Annotated in this window: 15 protein-coding genes and 1 pseudogene; 13 read left to right on the top strand and 3 right to left on the bottom strand. The window is 57.4% G+C overall.

The window, feature by feature from the left end; translation table 11 throughout:
* Positions 1–81 precede the first annotated feature (81 nt).
* Positions 82–3528 (bottom strand): transcription-repair coupling factor, encoded by a 3447-nt coding sequence (gene mfd / locus F8562_RS27045; RefSeq protein WP_014228854.1) that lies wholly within the window; start codon positions 3526–3528, stop codon positions 82–84.
* Between the two features lie 39 nt (positions 3529–3567).
* Between mfd and F8562_RS29825 the strand changes: the two are divergent.
* The 6 genes and pseudogenes from F8562_RS29825 to cobB form a co-directional block, all read left to right on the top strand.
* A pseudogene (locus F8562_RS29825) lies at positions 3568–3633 on the top strand (hypothetical protein); the annotation flags it as partial.
* A gap of 200 nt (positions 3634–3833) precedes the next feature.
* On the top strand, positions 3834–5033 hold the full coding sequence (gene lolC, locus F8562_RS27050) for a lipoprotein-releasing ABC transporter permease subunit LolC (protein WP_004849945.1): 1200 nt from the start codon (positions 3834–3836) through the stop codon (positions 5031–5033).
* Entirely contained in the window at positions 5026–5727 is a 702-nt protein-coding gene (lolD, locus tag F8562_RS27055) for a lipoprotein-releasing ABC transporter ATP-binding protein LolD (protein ID WP_014228855.1), read from the top strand. Before lolC ends, lolD begins: the two co-directional genes overlap by 8 nt.
* On the top strand, positions 5727–6971 hold the full coding sequence (lolE, locus tag F8562_RS27060) for a lipoprotein-releasing ABC transporter permease subunit LolE (RefSeq protein WP_014228856.1): 1245 nt from the start codon (positions 5727–5729) through the stop codon (positions 6969–6971). The genes lolD and lolE overlap by 1 nt, the downstream gene beginning before the upstream one ends.
* Positions 6972–7019: 48 nt before the next feature.
* Positions 7020–7931, top strand: a complete 912-nt coding sequence (gene nagK, locus F8562_RS27065) for an N-acetylglucosamine kinase (RefSeq protein WP_014228857.1) — start codon at positions 7020–7022, stop codon at positions 7929–7931.
* A gap of 14 nt (positions 7932–7945) precedes the next feature.
* A complete protein-coding gene (gene cobB / locus F8562_RS27070) occupies positions 7946–8776 on the top strand; it encodes a Sir2 family NAD+-dependent deacetylase (RefSeq protein ID WP_014838101.1) in 831 nt (276 codons plus the stop codon).
* A 296-nt stretch (positions 8777–9072) separates the two neighbouring features.
* Here cobB and F8562_RS27075 read toward each other — a convergent pair whose 3' ends face one another.
* Together F8562_RS27075 and F8562_RS27080 are read right to left on the bottom strand one after the other, a co-directional pair.
* Positions 9073–10035 carry a sugar-binding transcriptional regulator gene (locus tag F8562_RS27075; RefSeq protein ID WP_004101147.1) on the bottom strand — a complete coding sequence of 321 codons (963 nt, stop codon included), beginning with the start codon at positions 10033–10035 and terminating at the stop codon, positions 9073–9075.
* 41 nt (positions 10036–10076) lie between these two features.
* Positions 10077–10871 carry a triose-phosphate isomerase gene (locus F8562_RS27080; protein ID WP_014228859.1) on the bottom strand — a complete coding sequence of 265 codons (795 nt, stop codon included), beginning with the start codon at positions 10869–10871 and terminating at the stop codon, positions 10077–10079.
* Positions 10872–11113: 242 nt separating this feature from the next.
* On the opposite strand from F8562_RS27080, the gene pdxA reads away from it, so the two are divergent.
* The 7 genes from pdxA to tkt all read left to right on the top strand — a co-directional run bounded on the left by pdxA (position 11114) and on the right by tkt (position 18853).
* A complete protein-coding gene (pdxA, locus tag F8562_RS27085) occupies positions 11114–12121 on the top strand; it encodes a 4-hydroxythreonine-4-phosphate dehydrogenase PdxA (RefSeq protein ID WP_014228860.1) in 1008 nt (335 codons plus the stop codon).
* A 35-nt stretch (positions 12122–12156) separates the two neighbouring features.
* Positions 12157–13875, top strand: coding sequence for a four-carbon acid sugar kinase family protein (locus F8562_RS27090; RefSeq protein WP_014228861.1), 1719 nt, complete (start codon positions 12157–12159; stop codon positions 13873–13875).
* A 92-nt stretch (positions 13876–13967) separates the two neighbouring features.
* Entirely contained in the window at positions 13968–14987 is a 1020-nt protein-coding gene (locus F8562_RS27095; protein ID WP_014228862.1) for a 2-keto-3-deoxygluconate permease, read from the top strand.
* Between the two features lies 1 nt (position 14988).
* On the top strand, positions 14989–15363 hold the full coding sequence (locus F8562_RS27100; RefSeq protein WP_014228863.1) for a PTS glucitol/sorbitol transporter subunit IIA: 375 nt from the start codon (positions 14989–14991) through the stop codon (positions 15361–15363).
* Between the two features lie 28 nt (positions 15364–15391).
* Positions 15392–15850, top strand: coding sequence for a ribose 5-phosphate isomerase B (gene rpiB, locus F8562_RS27105; protein WP_014228864.1), 459 nt, complete (start codon positions 15392–15394; stop codon positions 15848–15850).
* 30 nt (positions 15851–15880) lie between these two features.
* Positions 15881–16831 (top strand): transaldolase, encoded by a 951-nt coding sequence (gene tal / locus F8562_RS27110; RefSeq protein ID WP_014228865.1) that lies wholly within the window; start codon positions 15881–15883, stop codon positions 16829–16831.
* An 18-nt stretch (positions 16832–16849) separates the two neighbouring features.
* Positions 16850–18853, top strand: a complete 2004-nt coding sequence (gene tkt, locus F8562_RS27115) for a transketolase (RefSeq protein WP_151891955.1) — start codon at positions 16850–16852, stop codon at positions 18851–18853.
* Position 18854: the final 1 nt, after the last annotated feature.

Here is an 18854-nt window from a genome sequence, read left to right on the forward strand (position 1 = left end):
GGGATTGCAAAATGTTTGTAAATTTTGCCGAACAAGTGAGGAGGGGCGGGATACGACGCACAGGCCGTATCCCGCCTGCTATCAGGCGGCGGCGTTCTCTTCGAGCTGGCGCATAAACTGGCGCACCCACTCCATCCGCGTTTTACGCTCGGCAAGGTCCTGCGTAAACTTGAGGCGCGTTGGGCCATCCAGGCGATAGTGCTGAGGCTGCTTTTGCAACAGGCCAATCAGCCACATCGGATTCACGTTATTCTTCTCGTTAAACTCAATGGTGCCGCCCTTTTCGTTGCTCTCCAGCTTGCGGATCCCCAGCTTCTGCGCCTGCTGGCGCAGTCGGGCGATATCGAGCAGGTTTCTTGCCGGGTCGGGCAGCAGGCCAAAGCGATCGATAAGCTCGACTTTGATCTCCTCCAGCTCATTCTCGTTCTTCGCGCTGGCAATGCGTTTGTAGAACGACAGGCGCGTATTCACATCCGGGATAAAGTCATCCGGGAGCAGCGACGGCATCCGTAGCTCAACTTCGGTCTGCTGACTGGTAAGATCCTCCAGCGAGGGTTCGCGGCCTGCTTTCAGCGCGTCAACGGCATTTTCCAGCAGCTCCATATAGAGGGAGAAGCCGATGGTTTCCATGGAACCGCTCTGATCCTCGCCCAACAGTTCACCCGCGCCGCGAATTTCGAGGTCATGCGTTGCCAGCGCGAAACCAGCGCCGAGATCTTCCAGCGATGCAATCGCCTCAAGGCGTTTTTGCGCATCGGTGGTCATCGCCTTCGGATGCGGGGTCAGCAGCCAGGCATAGGCCTGATGGTGCGAACGACCGACGCGACCGCGTAGCTGGTGCAGCTGTGCGAGACCGAAGTGATCGGCGCGCTCGATAATAATGGTGTTCGCCGTTGGAATGTCGATCCCGGTTTCGATAATGGTGGTGCACACCAGCACGTTAAAGCGCTGGTGATGGAAATCGTTCATCACCCGTTCGAGTTCGCGCTCGCGCATCTGGCCGTGACCGATGGTAATGCGCGCTTCCGGCACCAGCTCCGCCAGCCTCTCGGCGGCTTTCTGGATGTTTTCCACGTCATTATAGAGGTAGTAAACCTGGCCGCCGCGCAGTACCTCACGCAGGATCGCCTCGCGGACCACCAGCGCGTCATATTCGCGGACGAAGGTTTTGACCGCCAGACGGCGGGCGGGCGGGGTGGCGATGATCGACAGATCGCGCATACCGCTCATCGCCATATTCAGCGTACGCGGAATAGGCGTGGCGGTCAGGGTCAGGATATCGACGTCGGCGCGCATCGCCTTGATGCGCTCTTTATGGCGCACGCCGAAGCGGTGCTCTTCATCAACAATCAGCAGGCCGAGATCGCGCAGCTTAACGTCCGGCTGCAGCAGTTTATGGGTGCCGATAAGAATATCGACTTTCCCTTCCGCGACCTGCTCGAGGATCTGCGCCTGCTCTTTGGCGCTACGAAAGCGCGAGAGCATCTCGATGCGCACCGGCCAGTTGGCGAAGCGATCGCGAAAGTTATCGAAGTGCTGCTGGGCGAGCAGGGTGGTCGGCACCAGCACCGCCACCTGCTTATGGTTTTCAACCGCCAGAAACGCGGCGCGCATCGCCACTTCCGTTTTGCCGAAGCCGACATCGCCGCACACCAGACGGTCCATCGCCAGCGGCTGACACATATCGCTTAGTACGGCGTTAATAGCCTGCGCCTGATCGGGCGTGGTCTCGAACGGGAAGCCGTCGCAGAACAGTTGATATTGCTCTTTATCATGTTTAAACGCGTAGCCCGCTTTCGCCGCACGCTGAGCGTAGATATCCAGCAGTTCGGCGGCCACGTCGCGCACTTTCTCGGCCGCTTTCTGCCGCGCCCGCGCCCAGACGTCGCCGCCCAGTTTATGCAGCGGCGCATTCTCTTCCGCGCCGCCCGCATAGCGGCTAATCAGATGCAGCGACGACACCGGCACGTACAGTTTGGCATCGTTGGCGTAGGTCAGCATCAGGTATTCGCCGTTGATGCCGCCCGCTTCAAGGGTGGTCATTCCGGCGTAGCGCCCAACTCCATGCTCAAGATGCACCACCGGTTGGCCGATATGCAGCTCCGCCAGGTTACGAATCAACGTATCGGGATTGATGGTGCGGCGAGAGTCCTGACGACGGCGCGCGACGCGCTCGCCCAGCAGGTCGCTTTCGCAAATCAGCGCCAGATTACGCTGGCTATCGACGAAACCATGCTCGGCGGCGCCGATCATCAGATAGCGGCCATTACCCGTCGCCTCTTCAAGACGCAGGATATGCTTTGGCGCGATCTTAATACGCGCCAGCATTTCGCCAAGCGCCTCTCGACGCCCCTCGCTCTCGACCGAAAAAATCACCGGCCCGCTGAAGGACTCGAGGAATCGGCGCAGGTTATCCAGCGGCGCTTTGTTCTGCGCCTGGATCGCCAGCTCGGGTAATTTCTGATAACCGAGATTGGTGTTGGCGGCTTTTTCCGCCAGACGCTCGGTTTTGAGCTGGACGCGCGGCCATTTTTTGAGCTCGCTAAACAGCTCATCGCTGCGCAGCCACAGCTGTTCCGGCGGCAAAAGCGGGCGCATCGGGTCGACGCCGCGGTTTTCAAAGCGGGCGCGGGTTTCGTTCTGGAAGCGTTCGGCGCTGGCCTCCAGATCGCCGGTATTAACGATCAGCGTTTTCGCCGGGAAATAGCTGAACAGCGGCGGCAGCGGCTCGTTAAAGAACAGCGGCTGCCAGTATTCGATTCCCGCGGGCAGCGTGCCTTTACTGACCTGCTGATAAATATGCTCGGCGTCGCGTTTGACCTCAAAGCGGTCGCGCCACTGGCTGCGGAATAGCTCGATAGCGGCCTGATCCGTCGGGAATTCGTGCGCCGGAAGCAGGTTAATGCTGGCGACTTCCTCCAGCGTACGCTGGCTGTCGACGTCGAACAGACGCAGGCTGTCTATCTCATCATCAAAAAAATCGAGACGGTAGGGCTGCTCGCTGCCCATAGGAAACAGGTCAAGCAATGCGCCACGCGTGGCGTACTCGCCGTGCTCCATCACCTGGTCGACGTGACGATAGCCGGCGCTATCCAGCTGGGAGCGCAGCGCATCCCGCGACAGGCGCTGGCCTTTTTTCATCACCAGCGCGTGGCCGTGGAGGAAATTATGCGGACAGACGCGCTGCATCAGGGTGCTGACCGGGATAATTAGTACGCCGCGTTCCATGGTCGGGAGCTGGTACAGGGTGGCGAGACGGGAAGAGATAATGTCCTGGTGCGGGGAAAAGCTATCGTAGGGGAGGGTTTCCCAATCCGCCAGGCCCGCCACCATGCTATCGGTAAACTGCCTGATTTCATCATTCAGACGCAGGGCGTTTTGCATATCGGGGGCAATCAGTACCACCGGGCCGCCGTGGCGCTCGGCCATTTCCGCCACCAGAGTGGCGCAGGCCGCGCCGGTCAGTTCGCCAATCTGGCGCTGATCGCCGGCTTTAACCGGCAGAGAGTATCGGTATTGTTCAGGCATAGACGGTATCATGATCTCTTGGGTATTCGCTCTGCCGATATGGAGGGCAACTCGCTGATATTCAATAGTGAGATTATCCGCGATCGACCCGGATTCGCCAACCCGTATCGCAAACATCCTGTCGTGGCCAAAAATGTAACGAACTCCGATAAGCGTAAAGTTAAATAATGACTTACCTGTCTATCTTGTTGTTTATATTGATGTTTTGCTATTTTTGTCAATAAAATCTACAGGTATCAGTCATTTACGCTGCCCATAATCGCTTATATACTCGGGCATCGGCTATCAGCAATCAGATGGATTACATGTATCAACCTGCCGCACTCTTTATCGGCCTTCGCTATATGCGTGGGCGCGCAGCCGACCGCTTCGGTCGTTTCGTCTCCTGGCTTTCGACCATCGGCATTACGCTTGGCGTGATGGCGCTGGTGACCGTTCTTTCGGTGATGAACGGCTTTGAACGCGAGCTGCAAAACAACATCCTGGGGCTGATGCCGCAGGCCATTCTTAGCGCCAAGCAGGGGTCTGTAAACCCGCAACAGCTGCCGGAAAGCGCGGCCAGATTACAGGGGGTCACCCGCGTGGCGCCGCTGACCACCGGCGATGTTGTACTGCAAAGCGCCCGCAGCGTGGCGGTCGGCGTGATGCTCGGCATCGACCCGGCGCAAAAAGATCCCCTGACGCCCTACCTGGTTAACGTCAAGCAGAGCGATCTGCAGGCCGGCAAGTATAACGTCATCCTGGGCGAGCAGCTGGCAGGACAGCTGGGCGTCAATCGCGGCGATCAAATCCGCGTGATGGTGCCTTCCGCCAGCCAGTTTACCCCGATGGGGCGGCTTCCCAGCCAGCGCCTGTTTAACGTAATCGGTACCTTTGCCGCCAGCAGTGAAGTCGATGGTTATCAAATGTTGACCAACATCGACGACGCCTCGCGCCTGATGCGCTACCCGCAGGGAAATATTACCGGCTGGCGGCTGTGGCTGAATCAGCCTTTACAGGTGGATACTCTCAGCCAGCAGACGCTGCCGGAAGGGACCAAATGGCAGGACTGGCGCGAGCGTAAAGGCGAGCTGTTCCAGGCCGTGCGGATGGAAAAAAATATGATGGGCCTGCTGCTGAGCCTGATCGTCGCCGTCGCCGCTTTTAACATCATTACCTCTCTGGGAATGATGGTGATGGAAAAACAGGGCGAGGTGGCGATTCTCCAGACCCTCGGCCTGACGCCGCGGCAGATCATGCTGGTCTTTATGGTTCAGGGGGCCAGCGCCGGGATCGTCGGCGCGCTGCTTGGCGCCGGGCTGGGCGCGCTGCTGGCCAGCCAGCTGAATAATTTGATGCCGATTATCGGCGCGTTCCTCGACGGCGCCGCGCTGCCGGTGGCCATTGAGCCGCTGCAGGTCATTGTGATTGCCCTGGTGGCAATGGTGCTGGCATTACTCTCTACGTTGTATCCTTCATGGCGCGCTGCCGCCACTCAACCCGCTGAGGCTTTACGTTATGAATAAGATCCTGCTGCAATGCGACAACCTGTGCAAACGCTATCAGGAAGGCACCGTGCAAACCGACGTGTTGCATGATGTCAGCTTCAGCATTGAGGAGGGTGAGATGATGGCGATTGTCGGTACCTCCGGTTCCGGCAAAAGTACGCTGCTGCATCTGCTTGGCGGGCTGGATACGCCGACCTCCGGCGACGTTATCTTTTCCGGCCAGCCGATGAGCCAGCTCTCCGCCGCCGCCCGCGCCGATCTGCGCAACCGCGAACTGGGCTTTATCTATCAGTTTCACCACCTCTTACCGGATTTCACCGCGCTGGAAAACGTGGCGATGCCGCTGCTGATTGGTAAGCAGAAGGCGGCGGATATCGAGCGGCAGGCGAAAGCGATGCTGCGCGCCGTCGGGCTTGAGCACCGCAGCGACCACCGTCCGTCGGAGCTCTCCGGCGGCGAGCGTCAGCGCGTTGCGATTGCCCGTGCGCTGGTCAATAAACCGCGCCTGGTGCTGGCGGACGAGCCCACCGGTAACCTTGACGCCCGCAACGCCGACAGCATTTTTCAGCTGCTTGGCGAGCTGAACGTGGCGCAGCGTACCGCCTTCCTGGTGGTGACCCACGACCTGCAGCTGGCAAAACGCATGAGCCGCCAGCTGGAGATGCGCGACGGGCGCCTGACAGCCGAACTCTCCCTGATGGGGGCTGAGTAATGGCTTCTCCGTTATCGTTATTGATTGCCCTGCGCTTCAGCCGTGGACGGCGGCGCGGTGGGATGGTGTCGCTGATTTCGGTTATTTCGACGATCGGTATCGCGCTGGGCGTGGCGGTGTTGATCGTTGGCCTGAGCGCGATGAACGGCTTCGAACGCGAGCTCAACAACCGCATTCTGGCGGTGGTCCCGCACGGTGAGATTGAACCGGTGAACCAGCCGTGGAACAACTGGAACGAGGCGCTGGCGAAGGTTGAGAAGGTCAAAGGCATCGTTGCCGCGGCGCCATATATTAACTTCACCGGGCTGGTGGAGAGCGGCAGCAATATGCGCGCCATCCAGGTGAAAGGCGTTGACCCGCAGCAGGAGAGCCGTCTCAGTTCGCTGCCCAACTTTGTGCAGAACAATGCGTGGGCCAGCTTTAAAGCCGGCGAACAGCAGGTGATCCTCGGTAAAGGCGTCGCCGATGCCCTGCACGTTAAGCAGGGGGACTGGGTGTCAATTATGATCCCTAACTCCGATGCCGAGCATCAGCTGCTGCAGCCAAAGCGCGTCAGGCTTCACGTCGCCGGTATTTTGCAGCTCAGCGGTCAGCTCGATCATAGTTTTGCCATGATTCCCATGCAGGATGCGCAGCAGTACCTTGATATGGGCAGCAGCGTGACGGGGATCGCCATCAAAGTGACCGATGTGTTTCATGCCAACACCCTGGTACGCGATGCGGGCCAGGTGACCAATAGCTACGTTTATATCAAGAGCTGGATAGGCACCTACGGCTATATGTACCGGGACATTCAGATGATCCGCGCCATTATGTACCTGGCGATGGTGCTGGTGATTGGCGTGGCCTGCTTTAACATCGTCTCGACCCTGGTGATGGCGGTGAAAGATAAAAGCGGCGATATTGCGGTGCTGCGCACGCTTGGCGCAAAAGACGGGCTGATCCGCGCGATTTTCGTATGGTATGGTTTACTTGCCGGTTCGGTAGGGAGCCTGATTGGGGTGGCGATTGGCGTTATCTGCGCCTTTAAGCTGACCGCAATCATTAACGGTATTGAGAACCTGATCGGGCATAAATTCCTCTCCGGCGACATCTATTTTATTGACTTCCTGCCGTCTGAACTGCACTGGCTGGACGTCGTTTACGTGCTGGTGACGGCACTGTTGCTGAGTTTGCTGGCCAGCTGGTATCCCGCCCGCCGCGCCAGCCGCATTGACCCGGCGAGGGTGCTGAGTGGCCAGTAATTTATCGTCATGGTCGGCTTTGCTGACCAGTAAAGAGGAATTGCTGAAATGTACTATGGATTTGACATTGGCGGCAGCAAGATAGCGCTGGGCGTATTTGATAAATCGCGGCGGCTGCAGTGGGAAAAACGCGTCGCCACGCCGAAAGAGAGCTACGAAGCATTTTTGCAGGCGGTAGAGGAGCTGGTTGAAGAAGCCGACCAGCGCTTCGGCTGCCAGGGCTCGGTGGGCATCGGTATTCCGGGCATGCCGGAGACGGAAGACGGCACGCTCTACGCCGCCAACGTGCCCGCCGCCAGCGGCAGGCGGCTGCGGGCCGATCTGAGCGAACGTCTGGGCCGCGATGTGCGGCTTGATAACGACGCCAACTGTTTTGCCCTCTCCGAAGCGTGGGATGACGAGTTCACCCAATATCCGCTGGTGATGGGGATGATCCTCGGCACCGGGGTTGGCGGGGGGCTGGTGCTCAACGGAAAATCGATTACCGGGCATCGCTATATTACCGGCGAATTCGGCCATATCCGCCTGCCGGTGGATGCGCTGGAGGTGGTGGGGCGCGATTTTCCGCTTACGCGCTGCGGCTGCGGCCAGCTGGGCTGCATTGAAAACTACCTTTCCGGACGCGGCTTCGCCTGGCTGTATGAACATTTTTACCAACACGCTTTAACCTCGCCCGAGATCGTCGCGCTATGGCAGCAGGGCGACGCGAAGGCGCGCGAGCACGTCGAGCGCTATCTCGATTTACTGGCGGTATGCCTGGGCAATATTTTAACGATTGTCGACCCGGATCTGCTGGTGCTTGGCGGTGGATTGTCTAACTTTACAGCAATAACCGAAGGGCTGGCGCAGCGCCTGCCGCGACATCTGCTTCCCGTTGCCGGCGTGCCGCGCATTGAGCGCGCGCGCCATGGCGATGCCGGAGGCATGCGCGGTGCGGCCTTCCTTCATCTGACTCAATAACGACAGAGGTAGCTATGCAGTCGCGCCGCTTACATCGATTAAGCCGATTTCGCCGCAATAAGCGTCGGTTACGAGACCGTCTGCGTCAGCGGATTTTCTTCGGCGAAGATAAGGAGACCCCTGAAACGATGGAAAAACCAAGAGTCGTGGTGCTAACCGGCGCGGGTATTTCGGCAGAGTCGGGAATTAAAACCTTCCGCGCCGCCGATGGCCTGTGGGAAGAGCATAGGGTGGAAGACGTGGCGACGCCGGAAGGCTTCGCCCGCGATCCGGCGCTGGTGCAGGCGTTTTACAATGACCGCCGCCGCCAGCTGCAAGGACCGGACATCGTGCCCAACGCGGCGCATCAGGCGCTGGCGCGGCTGGAAGAGGCGCTGGGCGATCGTTTTCTGCTGGTCACCCAGAATATCGATAATCTGCACGAGCGCGCGGGCAATCGCCGGGTGATTCATATGCACGGCGAGCTGCTGAAGGTGCGCTGCTCGTGGAGCGGCCAGGTGCTGGCGTGGACCGGCGATGTGACGACGGAGGACAAATGCCACTGCTGCCAGTTCCCCGCGCCGCTGCGCCCGCACGTGGTGTGGTTCGGCGAGATGCCGCTGGATATGGATGAGATCTACCTTGCGCTGGCCGAGTGCGATATCTTTATCGCCATCGGCACTTCCGGGCACGTTTATCCGGCGGCAGGCTTTGTTCACGAAGCGCGGCTGCAGGGCGCCCATACGGTAGAGCTCAACCTCGAGCCAAGCCAGGTGGGCAGCGAATTTGCCGAAAAACACTATGGCCTGGCAAGCGAAGTGGTACCGTGCTTTGTGGAAAAGCTGCTTAAACAGCTGGCAGGATAAACGCAACCTCATCACTACAGCGTTACGGAAAACAGGAGTGGCTATGGATAGCCCATTAGCAATATCTGTCGCGATAATTTTGGCCGCAGTAGGGGCGGTTCGGCGAGGTTCGGCCCGCTTATCGTGCTGAGCGCGTTGTGGAAGCCGCTGAATTATGTTGCGGGAAAGCTTGCTGCTGTCTTAACGAAAACCAGGACAAGAAATAATCCACGCTTTTGCCACCGCCCGAGAAAAAGCGTACGACAATCGCCAGGGCAGGTCGCTCATGAAATTCAGGACGCCGCGGCGCCCTTTATTCATAGCGCCTTCTGCATATTAATCACCGCCCGGGCATTGGATGCGCTGGTGGCCAGCACGTCAATCACGCCGGTGCGCAGCGCGCCGAGAATCGCCGTTGCCTTGGTGCTTTCCGAAGCAATGGCGATCACGCACGGGATGGCGCGGAGCTGTTCAAGGCTCAGGCCGATAACCCGATCGTTCATCACCGTATCAACCGGTTTACCCTGGATATTGAAAAAACTATAGCCGGCGAGATCGCCCACTACGCCCTGTTCCTGGCGCGCGGTCGCAATCTCCTGTGGGGAGAACCAGCCGAGCTGCACCATAAAGCTATTTTCATTCATATCGCCAAGGCCAATGATGGCGACATCCGCCTTGCTGGCCTGTTCGAGCGTGGCTTTAATCAGCCGGTTTTGCATAAACGCCGAGCGCAGTTCCGGCGTTTCGACATAGGCCGGGGCGTACAGCGTTTCGCTAAAACCGTTGAATTTACGCGCCAGGTTTCGACTGATGTGATCGGCATCGATCAGCTGGTTGTCGCGCTTGGTGCCGCCGATACCGCAAATAAAGCGACAGTTGCGCTCCGGAAAAATCCCCACGTGGTTGGCCACGGCGGCGACGTTGCGACCCTGCCCGACGGTCACCGTCATATCGCTTTTGAGGATCCCGGCGAGATAGTTGCTGACCAGCGCCGCGACCTGCTGGCGCTGTTCATCCTCGTCGTGATGGTCCAGGGCGATAAGCGCGCGCTTGATGCCGAAATGGGAGATAAACTGCTGCTCAATCTGGGAGCTGAAGACCGGGTGGTATTTCACGCTGATCTCGACAATTCCTTCGTGGCGAGCTTTTTTCAGCAGCCGACCGACCTTAATGCGTGAGATCCCAAAGCGTTTTGCAATCTCTTCCTGGGTTTGCTCCTGATCGTAATAGGCCACGGCAATTTCTGTCAGCAGCGCATAATCTGAGTCTTGTTCAGTCATAGTTATCGCCTGGTGTTTCCATCTTTGATGTCTCCCTAATACTACTGCGCCTGAAGAATAAATTCCTCTGTAACGCGTTGAACAATGTCGCAATAGCCGTTGGCATCCCATGCCGCGCGGCCAATAAACAGTCCGTTAATGTCATCCTGCTGAAGGAGTTCTACGGCATTTTGCCGATTGACGCTACCGCCGTACAGCAGGGGAACGCGCCGTCCGATTTCTTCGCTGAAGGTCTCGCATAACGCCTGACGCAGCGCCCGGTGGATCTCTGCGGCCTGCTCCGGCGTCGCCGGCGTGCCGTGTTCGCCGATAGCCCATATGGGCTCATAGGCAACCAGAGTGTGTAAAACCTGCTGTTCATTCAGGCCATAAAGCGCGATTTTCATCTGCCGCACTACCGTTTCCCGTGAGACCTGCCAGCGTTTTTCATCGGCGCTGTCGCCGATACAGATCAGAGGCCGAAGGCCATGACGCAGGGCGCGATGTACTTTTTGGTTAATGGCGGCGTCGGATTCATTGAACGCGCCGCGACGCTCGGAGTGACCAAGCTCGACCAGGGCGGCGCCGGTTTCAGCCAGCATGGCGGCGGATATTTCACCGGTCCAGGCGCCGTTTTCCGCTTCATGCATATTCTGCGCGCCGGTCAGGCAGGGGATCTGATGCTGCTGTAGATACTGGCTGACGGGATAAATGGCGGTGAAAGGGGGAATAATAAACGGCTGGATTTTCGGATGCCTCACCTGCGGTAACCGCTGCGCCAGCGTTTCACAAAAGGCCATGGCTTGCGATAACGGTTTGTTCATTTTCCAGCTGGTTCCTAACCAGATTTGTTCCATTTTGTTCTCCGTAATAGGTAAATCAATAGCTTGTCGTGAAATGGCTTTCGCTTATGAGTGAGATTGAACTTTTTATCACCCAATGAACATATGTTAGATCACATTTTTTTATAAAATAAATCTATGGATTTTTTTATGTGATCTAAATCACCAATAACCTCTCAATCATCAGGTAATGTTTTGACCATATGATTCACTATTGAACATATGAACAAACCGATTTTCACTACGAGAGGTCCACGATGTCACAAGAGAAAAAGCCCGTTGTCGCACTTACCATTGGCGATCCTGCCGGGATTGGTCCGGAGATTTCAGTCGCGACGATGATGGAGAAAAGCGTCTACGACGAGTGCAAACCTTTTTTGATTGGCTCAGCGCCGATTATCGCCAGAGCAATGAAAATCATGGGCTGTGATTTTCCGATTAACAAAATTAGCCATCCGCAGGAAGCTCGCTTCAGCTGGGGTACGCTGGACGTGCTGGAAACCGATGATTATGACTGCGAGAGCATTGAATGGGGCAAAGTGCAGAAGCTGGCGGGGCAGATGTCGCTGGACTATGTTCTGAAATCTATCGAACTGGGGAAAGCCGGCCTGATCGATGTGGTCTCTACCGCGCCGATTCATAAAGAAGCAATCAAGCTGGCGGGGTGTAAACTGCCGGGTCATACCGAGATCTATCAGGTTGAAACGCAATCCGATTATGGCCTGACCATGTTCCACGTTCATAACCTGCGGGTCTTCTTCGTGAGCCGTCATATGGCGCTTAAAGACGCCTGCGATTACGCCAATAAAGAGCGCGTTCTGGCCTGCGTGCAGCAGATCCACCATGAGTTCACCGCGCTAAATATCAAAAATCCGCGCATTGCGGTAGCCGCGCTGAATCCGCATGGTTCAGACAACGGCCTGTTTGGCCACGAAGAAGCCGATAACCTCATCCCGGCAGTCAAAGCGGCGCAGGAAATGGGGATTAACGCCATCGGCCCGGTGCCGGCAGATTCCGTCTTCCATCTGGGTAAACAGGGGCGCTATGACGCCATCCTCTCGCTTTACCACGATCAGGGGCATATCGCCTGTAAAACCCTCGATTTTGAGCGTTCCGTGACCATTACCTTTGGCCTGCCGTTTATGCGTAGCTCGGTAGACCACGGCACGGCGTTTGATATTGCCGGCACCGGTAAAGCGGGCACCGTCAGTATGCTGGAGTCCACGATGGCCGCGGTGAGCTACTGGAAAATGAAAAACCACTAATCGCTGAGGTTAATGCGAAGCAAAAGGGCAGAGAAATGGAAAAACATCTGTTAATTAGCAAAGGCTGTAAGGGCTGGGGCGGGCCGCTGACCATTAATATTAGCCAGGCGAAAAAGATTGCTTATATCACCGGGGGGATTTGTCCCCCGGTTGTTGAGCGCCTGAGCGAACTGACCGGCTGGCCTTCCGTCGACGTATTTAAAAATGGCGAGCCGCCGGAAGAGGAGATCGGCCTGATGGTTATCGACTGCGGCGGCACGCTACGCTGCGGTCTCTATCCCAAACGCGGTATTCCGACGATTAACCTCCATCCCACCGGTAAAAGTGGCCCGCTGGCGGAGTTTATTCATGAAGGAATCTACGTCTCCGGCGTGACGCCCGCCTGTATTGAAATGATCTGGCCGCAGGGGGAAGGCGGTAAGCTGGGGATCGTGGCCGACGATCTGACCGGTGCGACCACCGTCGGGGTGCTGCTGGCGCGTAGCGGGTTAAAAACCGCCGCGTTCTTCGATACTGAATCCTTCGCCCGCAATGAGGTGGAGTATCCGGCGATGGTCGTCAGCAGCGACAGCCGTCCTTTGCCGAAAGCGGAAGCCCAGCAGCAGGTCAGCGCCGCGGTGAAGCAGCTGCAGGCGCGCGGCGCGCACTACTTTACCAAGCGTATTGATACCACGCTGCGCGGCGGTATCGGCTTTGAAATTGACGCCATGCTGGAACAATTGCCGCTGGAAACGGTTGCCGTCGTCGTGCCGGCGATGCCGCAGTCGCGGCGTATTCTGGTTGGCGGCTATTCGGTAATTGACTCCGTCGCGCTTTCGCGAACCGATGTCGCACGCGATGTACGTACCCCGGTTACCGAATCCTGGGTGCCGGGATTGCTGGCGGCGCAGACCCATCATCAGGTCGGACATATCGCGCTGGCCTCGGTGATGAAAGGCGAGGGGCAACTGCAGCGGGATCTCCAGGAACAGCAGCAGCGCGGCGTGCGGGTGATCGTCGTTGATGCGATTACCGTTGACGATGTCGATGCGATTGCCGGGGCGGTGGTGGCACTGAACTGGAACGTGCTGGCGGTCGACCCGGGGCCTTTTACCGAGCGGCTTGCGGTCCGTCGTGGCCTGATGCGGGAAGCGCGCAGCAGCGCGACAGCGTCGTCAGGGGCGGAAAACCCGCGCGGTTCGATTCTGGTGGTTGCCGGTAGCGCCACGCCGGTGACTAAAAAGCAGCTTCAGCATCTGATCGCTAATGACGAAAGAGTATGTCACATTCCTGTTGATGCCGAACTGCTGGTTGACAGGAAAAACGCCGCTGAAATCGAAGTGAATCGCGTGGTGCAGCATGCCCGGCAGTGCGTGCCGGCACAGCAGAACGCCATCTTCGTTTTTGAATCCGCGTTAACCGGGCGGCTGCTGAATCTTCAGGAAGAAGAGCAGCGCTTTGGGCTGGCCCACGGACAGGCTGCGGAAAATATTAACCAGGGACTGGGGAATATTGTTCGTGACGTGCTTAACTGCGCAGCCGGAGAAATTAAAGGCCTGTATATGACCGGTGGCGATACGATGGTGAATGTTCTTAAAGAGCTCGGCGCTACCGGGATTGAAATGATTGACTACGTGATACCGCAAACCGATATGGTGCGTATTATCGGCGGCGATTATGCGGGATTGATTTGCGTCGGTAAAGGCGGTTTAACCGGACCAGAAGATATTATTAGTACTATTGTTGAAAGAATTTATAAAGAAGCGCAGCTATAACCCACCGGTCATATAAATAAAAAACGACGTAATGGTCGTCCGGGTAGTATTGCGTCGTTATCTCTGTTAAATCATAATTTATGAGTTACCCTATGAACATAAATATATTAGAGAAGATGAATAAGGTGCCAGGCGGTTTAATTATTATTCCGTTGCTCGCGGCGATTCTTATTAATACCTTTGCGCCGGAAGTCCTGGGCATCGGCGGCCCGACGACCGCATTATTCAAGGTTGGTTCCAGCGCAATGATGGGGATTTTTCTGCTAATTTGCGGTACCTCGATCAATATCCGCCAGGCCGGCTTGCCGCTCTATAAAGGCGCGGTGCTGCTGTTCCTGAAATGCCTCGCCGGCGCGCTGGCCGTATGGGTGGCCGGAGCGATGTTTGGCCCCAACGGTTTCCTCGGTATTTCGACCCTGGCGCTGATTGCCTGCTTAACCAGCTCCAACAGCTCGCTATATATCGCGCTGTGCAGCAACTACGGCGATGCCAGCGACGCCGGGGCGATCTCCGTCTTCTGCGTCAAGGATGGGCCCTTTGTTACCATGATGGTGCTGGGGGTCAGCGGCCTGGCCAATATTCCTTTCGCCGCGCTGCTATCGATGCTGATCCCGCTGCTGATTGGTATGCTATGGGGCAACCTTGATGATCGTTTCAAACAGCTGTGCGCCGCCGCTCAGCCGCTGATTATCATTATTATGTCGTTTGCCATCGGCGCCAATTCCAGCATTAACACGGTCTTTACCGCCGGACTGTCCGGGATCCTGCTTGGCATTATCTCTGCGCTAACCGGCATTGTGTTCTATTTTATCTACAACCTGTTCCTGAAGAAGAAAACCGCGCTGGGCGCCGCGCTGGGGACAACCGCCGCCAGCTCTGCGCTGACGCCGGCAATGGTGGCTCAGGCCGACCCCTCGCTGGCGATGTACGTGGATGCCGCGACCGCGCAGCTGGCGACGGCGAGCATCATCACCATGATTACCGCGCCGATACTGGTGGCCTGGTTTGATAAACGTCTGAAAAAGCGCGCGCCGAGGGTTGAACCAGTAAAAGAAGAAACCAGTGAAGAGAAAGTGACATTATCTTCGCCTGCCACCAAAGGGAACAAATAATATGATCGCGCCGTTGTATTCATTACTTATCACGGCTGTCGGGGAATATGTCAAAAACTCTCTACAGGAGCATCAGCTGATTTTATTTTCTGAATCCGTTCCTGACGATATTGCGATGTATTGCGCCGTACATCAGAGCAGTGAGCTGACAGCTGAATTGTCACCCGGGCAGATAATGAAAATAAATGAGACTATTTATCGAGTCACGGCGGTAGGTAGCGTTGCAACGGCAAATTTAAAACGGCTTGGCCATATCACTTTAAAATTTGATGGCGCTGCCACCGCTGAATTACCGGGGATGGTGCATCTCAATGGTGACGTCCCCCAGGATATTCAGCGCGGCGACCAAATCTTTTTTTATCCGGAACTAAATTAAGACGTACAGCTAAATTAAGGAAATTATCATGAAAACAATCGCTATTGGTGCGGATGATGCCGCCTATGCTTTTCGCGACGCTATCGTCGCTTATCTGAATGGGCAGGGAATTAAGGTCGCGGATTACAGCAGCGATAAACGCCAGGGCAGCATGGTCTATCCGGATGTTGCCCACGCGGTGGCAATGTCAATAAAGCAGGGCGAGCACGATCGCGGCATCCTGATTTGCGGCACAGGCATTGGAATGAGCATTGTGGCAAATAAAGTGCCGGGGGTACGAGCCGCCCAGTGCCACGATACTTTCTCCGCCGAGCGGGCGCGCAAAAGTAATAACGCGCAGATTATCACTCTTGGCGCGCGCGTGATTGGCCCGGAGTTGGGCAAAAAAATTATTCAGGCCTGGCTTGAATCCGAATATGAAGGCGGCGGCTCCGCGTCGAAAGTGGAGCGTATCGACTATTACGAACACCAGCACGCCAGAGATTAATATCCGCAGTCGTAATATAAGGAACAGACTATGAGCCAGTTAGACGAACTGAAAAAATACACCACGGTGGTTGCCGACACCGGCGATATCGAATCGATTAAAAAATTTGCCCCGCAGGATGCGACCACCAACCCTTCACTGGTGCTGAAGGCCGCGCAGCTCCCGCAGTATCAGGCGCTGATTGCCGACGCAATCGGCAAGGCGCGTCGGCAGGGCGGCAGCCCGGAAACGCAGCTGATAAACGCCTGCGATCAGGTGGCGGTGGATATCGGTACCGAGGTACTGCGTCATGTGCCGGGGCGTATTTCTACCGAAGTCGATGCCCGTTTTGCCTGGGATCGCGGGATGTGCGTGTCGAAGGCGCGCAAGCTTATTCAGATGTATGAAAAGAACGGCATCGGGCCGGAACGCATCCTTATCAAACTTGCCGCCACCTGGGAGGGGATTCGCGCCGCAGAGGAGCTGGAACAAAGCGGTATCAACTGTAACCTGACCCTGCTGTTCTCCTTTGCCCAGGCGCGGGCCTGCGCCGAAGCGGGCGTCTTTTTAATCTCGCCGTTCGTGGGGCGTATTTACGACTGGTATCAGAAAAACCAACCGCAGTCGGAGTATCAGGTCGACAGCGATCCGGGCGTGGTTTCCGTGCGCCAGATTTATCAGTACTACAAATCGCACGGCTACGACACCGTGGTGATGGGGGCCAGCTTCCGCCGTATCGAGCAGATCCAGGCGCTGGCGGGCTGCGATCGCCTGACTATCTCCCCGGCGCTGCTTGATGAACTGGCCGCCAGCGAAGGCGCGCTGAGTCGCCAGCTGGCGCCCGGCTGCGTGACGGAAACCCGCCCCAGCCCGATGACTCAGGCGGAGTTCCTCTGGCAGCATCATCAGGATCCGATGGCGGTGGAAAAACTGGCGGAAGGTATCCGCCTGTTCGCGGTCGATCAGGTCAAACTGGAAAATCAGATTCAGCAGATGCTGTAAGGGCAGGAAAAGAGACTTATGAATACCACAAAAACCACCCGCAGCCTGTGCGCCAACGCGCTGCGAGCGCTGAGCATGGACGCAGTACAGAAAGCCAAATCCGGTCACCCGGGTGCCCCGATGGGTATGGCTGACATTGCCGAAGTCCTGTGGCGTGATTTCCTGAATCATAACCCGCAGAACCCGTCATGGGCCGACCGCGACCGTTTTGTCCTGTCCAACGGCCACGGTTCCATGCTGATTTACAGCCTGCTGCACCTCACCGGTTATGATCTGCCGATTGAAGAGCTGAAGAACTTCCGTCAGCTGCACTCTAAAACGCCGGGTCACCCGGAAGTCAGCTACACCGCGGGCGTGGAAACCACCACCGGTCCGCTGGGGCAGGGTATTGCGAATGCGGTTGGTATGGCCATCGCGGAGAAAACTCTGGCGGCGCAGTTCAACCGCCCGGGCCACGACATTGTTGACCACTTCACCTACGCGTTCATGGGCGACGGCTGCATGATGGAAGGTATCTCTCACGAGGTATGTTCTCTGGCCGGTACCCTGAAACTGGGCAAGCTGGTGGCGTTCTATGACGACAACGGCATCTCCATCGACGGTCACGTCGAAGGCTGGTTCACCGATGACACCGCGAAGCGTTTTGAAGCCTACGGCTGGCACGTGGTGCGCGGCGTTGACGGTCACGATGCTGACTCGATTAAACGCGCGGTAGAGGAAGCGCGTGCGGTTACCGACAAACCGTCCCTGCTGATGTGCAAAACCATCATCGGTTTCGGTTCGCCGAACAAAGCCGGTACCCACGACTCCCATGGCGCGCCGCTGGGCGACGCGGAAATCGCGCTGACCCGCGAAGCGCTCGGCTGGAAACACCCGGCGTTTGAAATCCCGTCTGAAATCTATGCCCAGTGGGATGCCAAAGAAGCCGGCCAGGCGAAAGAGTCCGCGTGGAACGAGAAATTCGCTGCCTACGCCAGAGCCTTCCCGCAGGAAGCCGCCGAGTTTACCCGCCGTATGAAAGGCGAGATGCCGGCTGATTTCGACGCGAAAGCGAACGAATTCATCGCGAAGCTGCAGGCTAACCCGGCGAAAATCGCCAGCCGTAAAGCGTCCCAGAACGCCATTGAAGCCTTCGGCCCGCTGCTGCCTGAGTTCCTCGGCGGCTCCGCTGACCTGGCGCCAAGTAACCTGACCCTGTGGTCCGGCTCTAAGGCCATCAACGAAGACGCTGCCGGTAACTATATCCACTACGGCGTGCGTGAATTCGGTATGACCGCGATTGCCAACGGTATCGCCCTGCACGGCGGTTTCCTGCCGTACACCTCCACCTTCCTGATGTTCGTCGAGTACGCGCGTAACGCGGTACGTATGGCGGCGCTGATGAAGCAGCGTCAGGTGATGGTCTACACCCACGACTCCATCGGTCTGGGCGAAGACGGCCCGACGCACCAGCCGGTTGAGCAGGTGGCTTCCCTGCGCGTCACCCCGAATATGTCAACATGGCGTCCGTGCGACCAGGTGGAATCCGCCATTGCGTGGAAATACGGCGTGCAGCGTCAGGACGGCCCGACCGCGCTGATCCTCTCCCGTCAGAACCTGGCGCAGCAGGAGCGTACCGAAGAGCAGCTGGCGAACGTCGCCCGCGGCGGCTACGTGCTGAAAGACTGCGCGGGACAGCCGGAGCTGATCTTCATCGCCACCGGTTCTGAAGTGGAGCTGGCGGTTGCCGCTTACGAAAAACTGACTGCCGAAGGCGTGAAGGCGCGCGTGGTTTCCATGCCGTCCACCGACGCGTTCGACAGGCAGGATGCCGCTTACCGTGAAGCCGTGCTGCCGAAAGCCGTCTCTGCGCGCGTGGCCATCGAAGCGGGTATCGCCGACTACTGGTTCAAATACGTGGGCCTGAACGGCGCGATCGTTGGCATGACCACCTTCGGTGAGTCTGCGCCGGCGGAGCAGCTGTTTGAAGAGTTTGGCTTCACCGTGGACAACGTGGTCGCGAAAGCGAAAGCGCTGCTGTAGT

Source organism: Klebsiella sp. RCJ4 (assembly GCF_009025755.1).
GTDB lineage: Bacteria > Pseudomonadota > Gammaproteobacteria > Enterobacterales > Enterobacteriaceae > Klebsiella > Klebsiella michiganensis.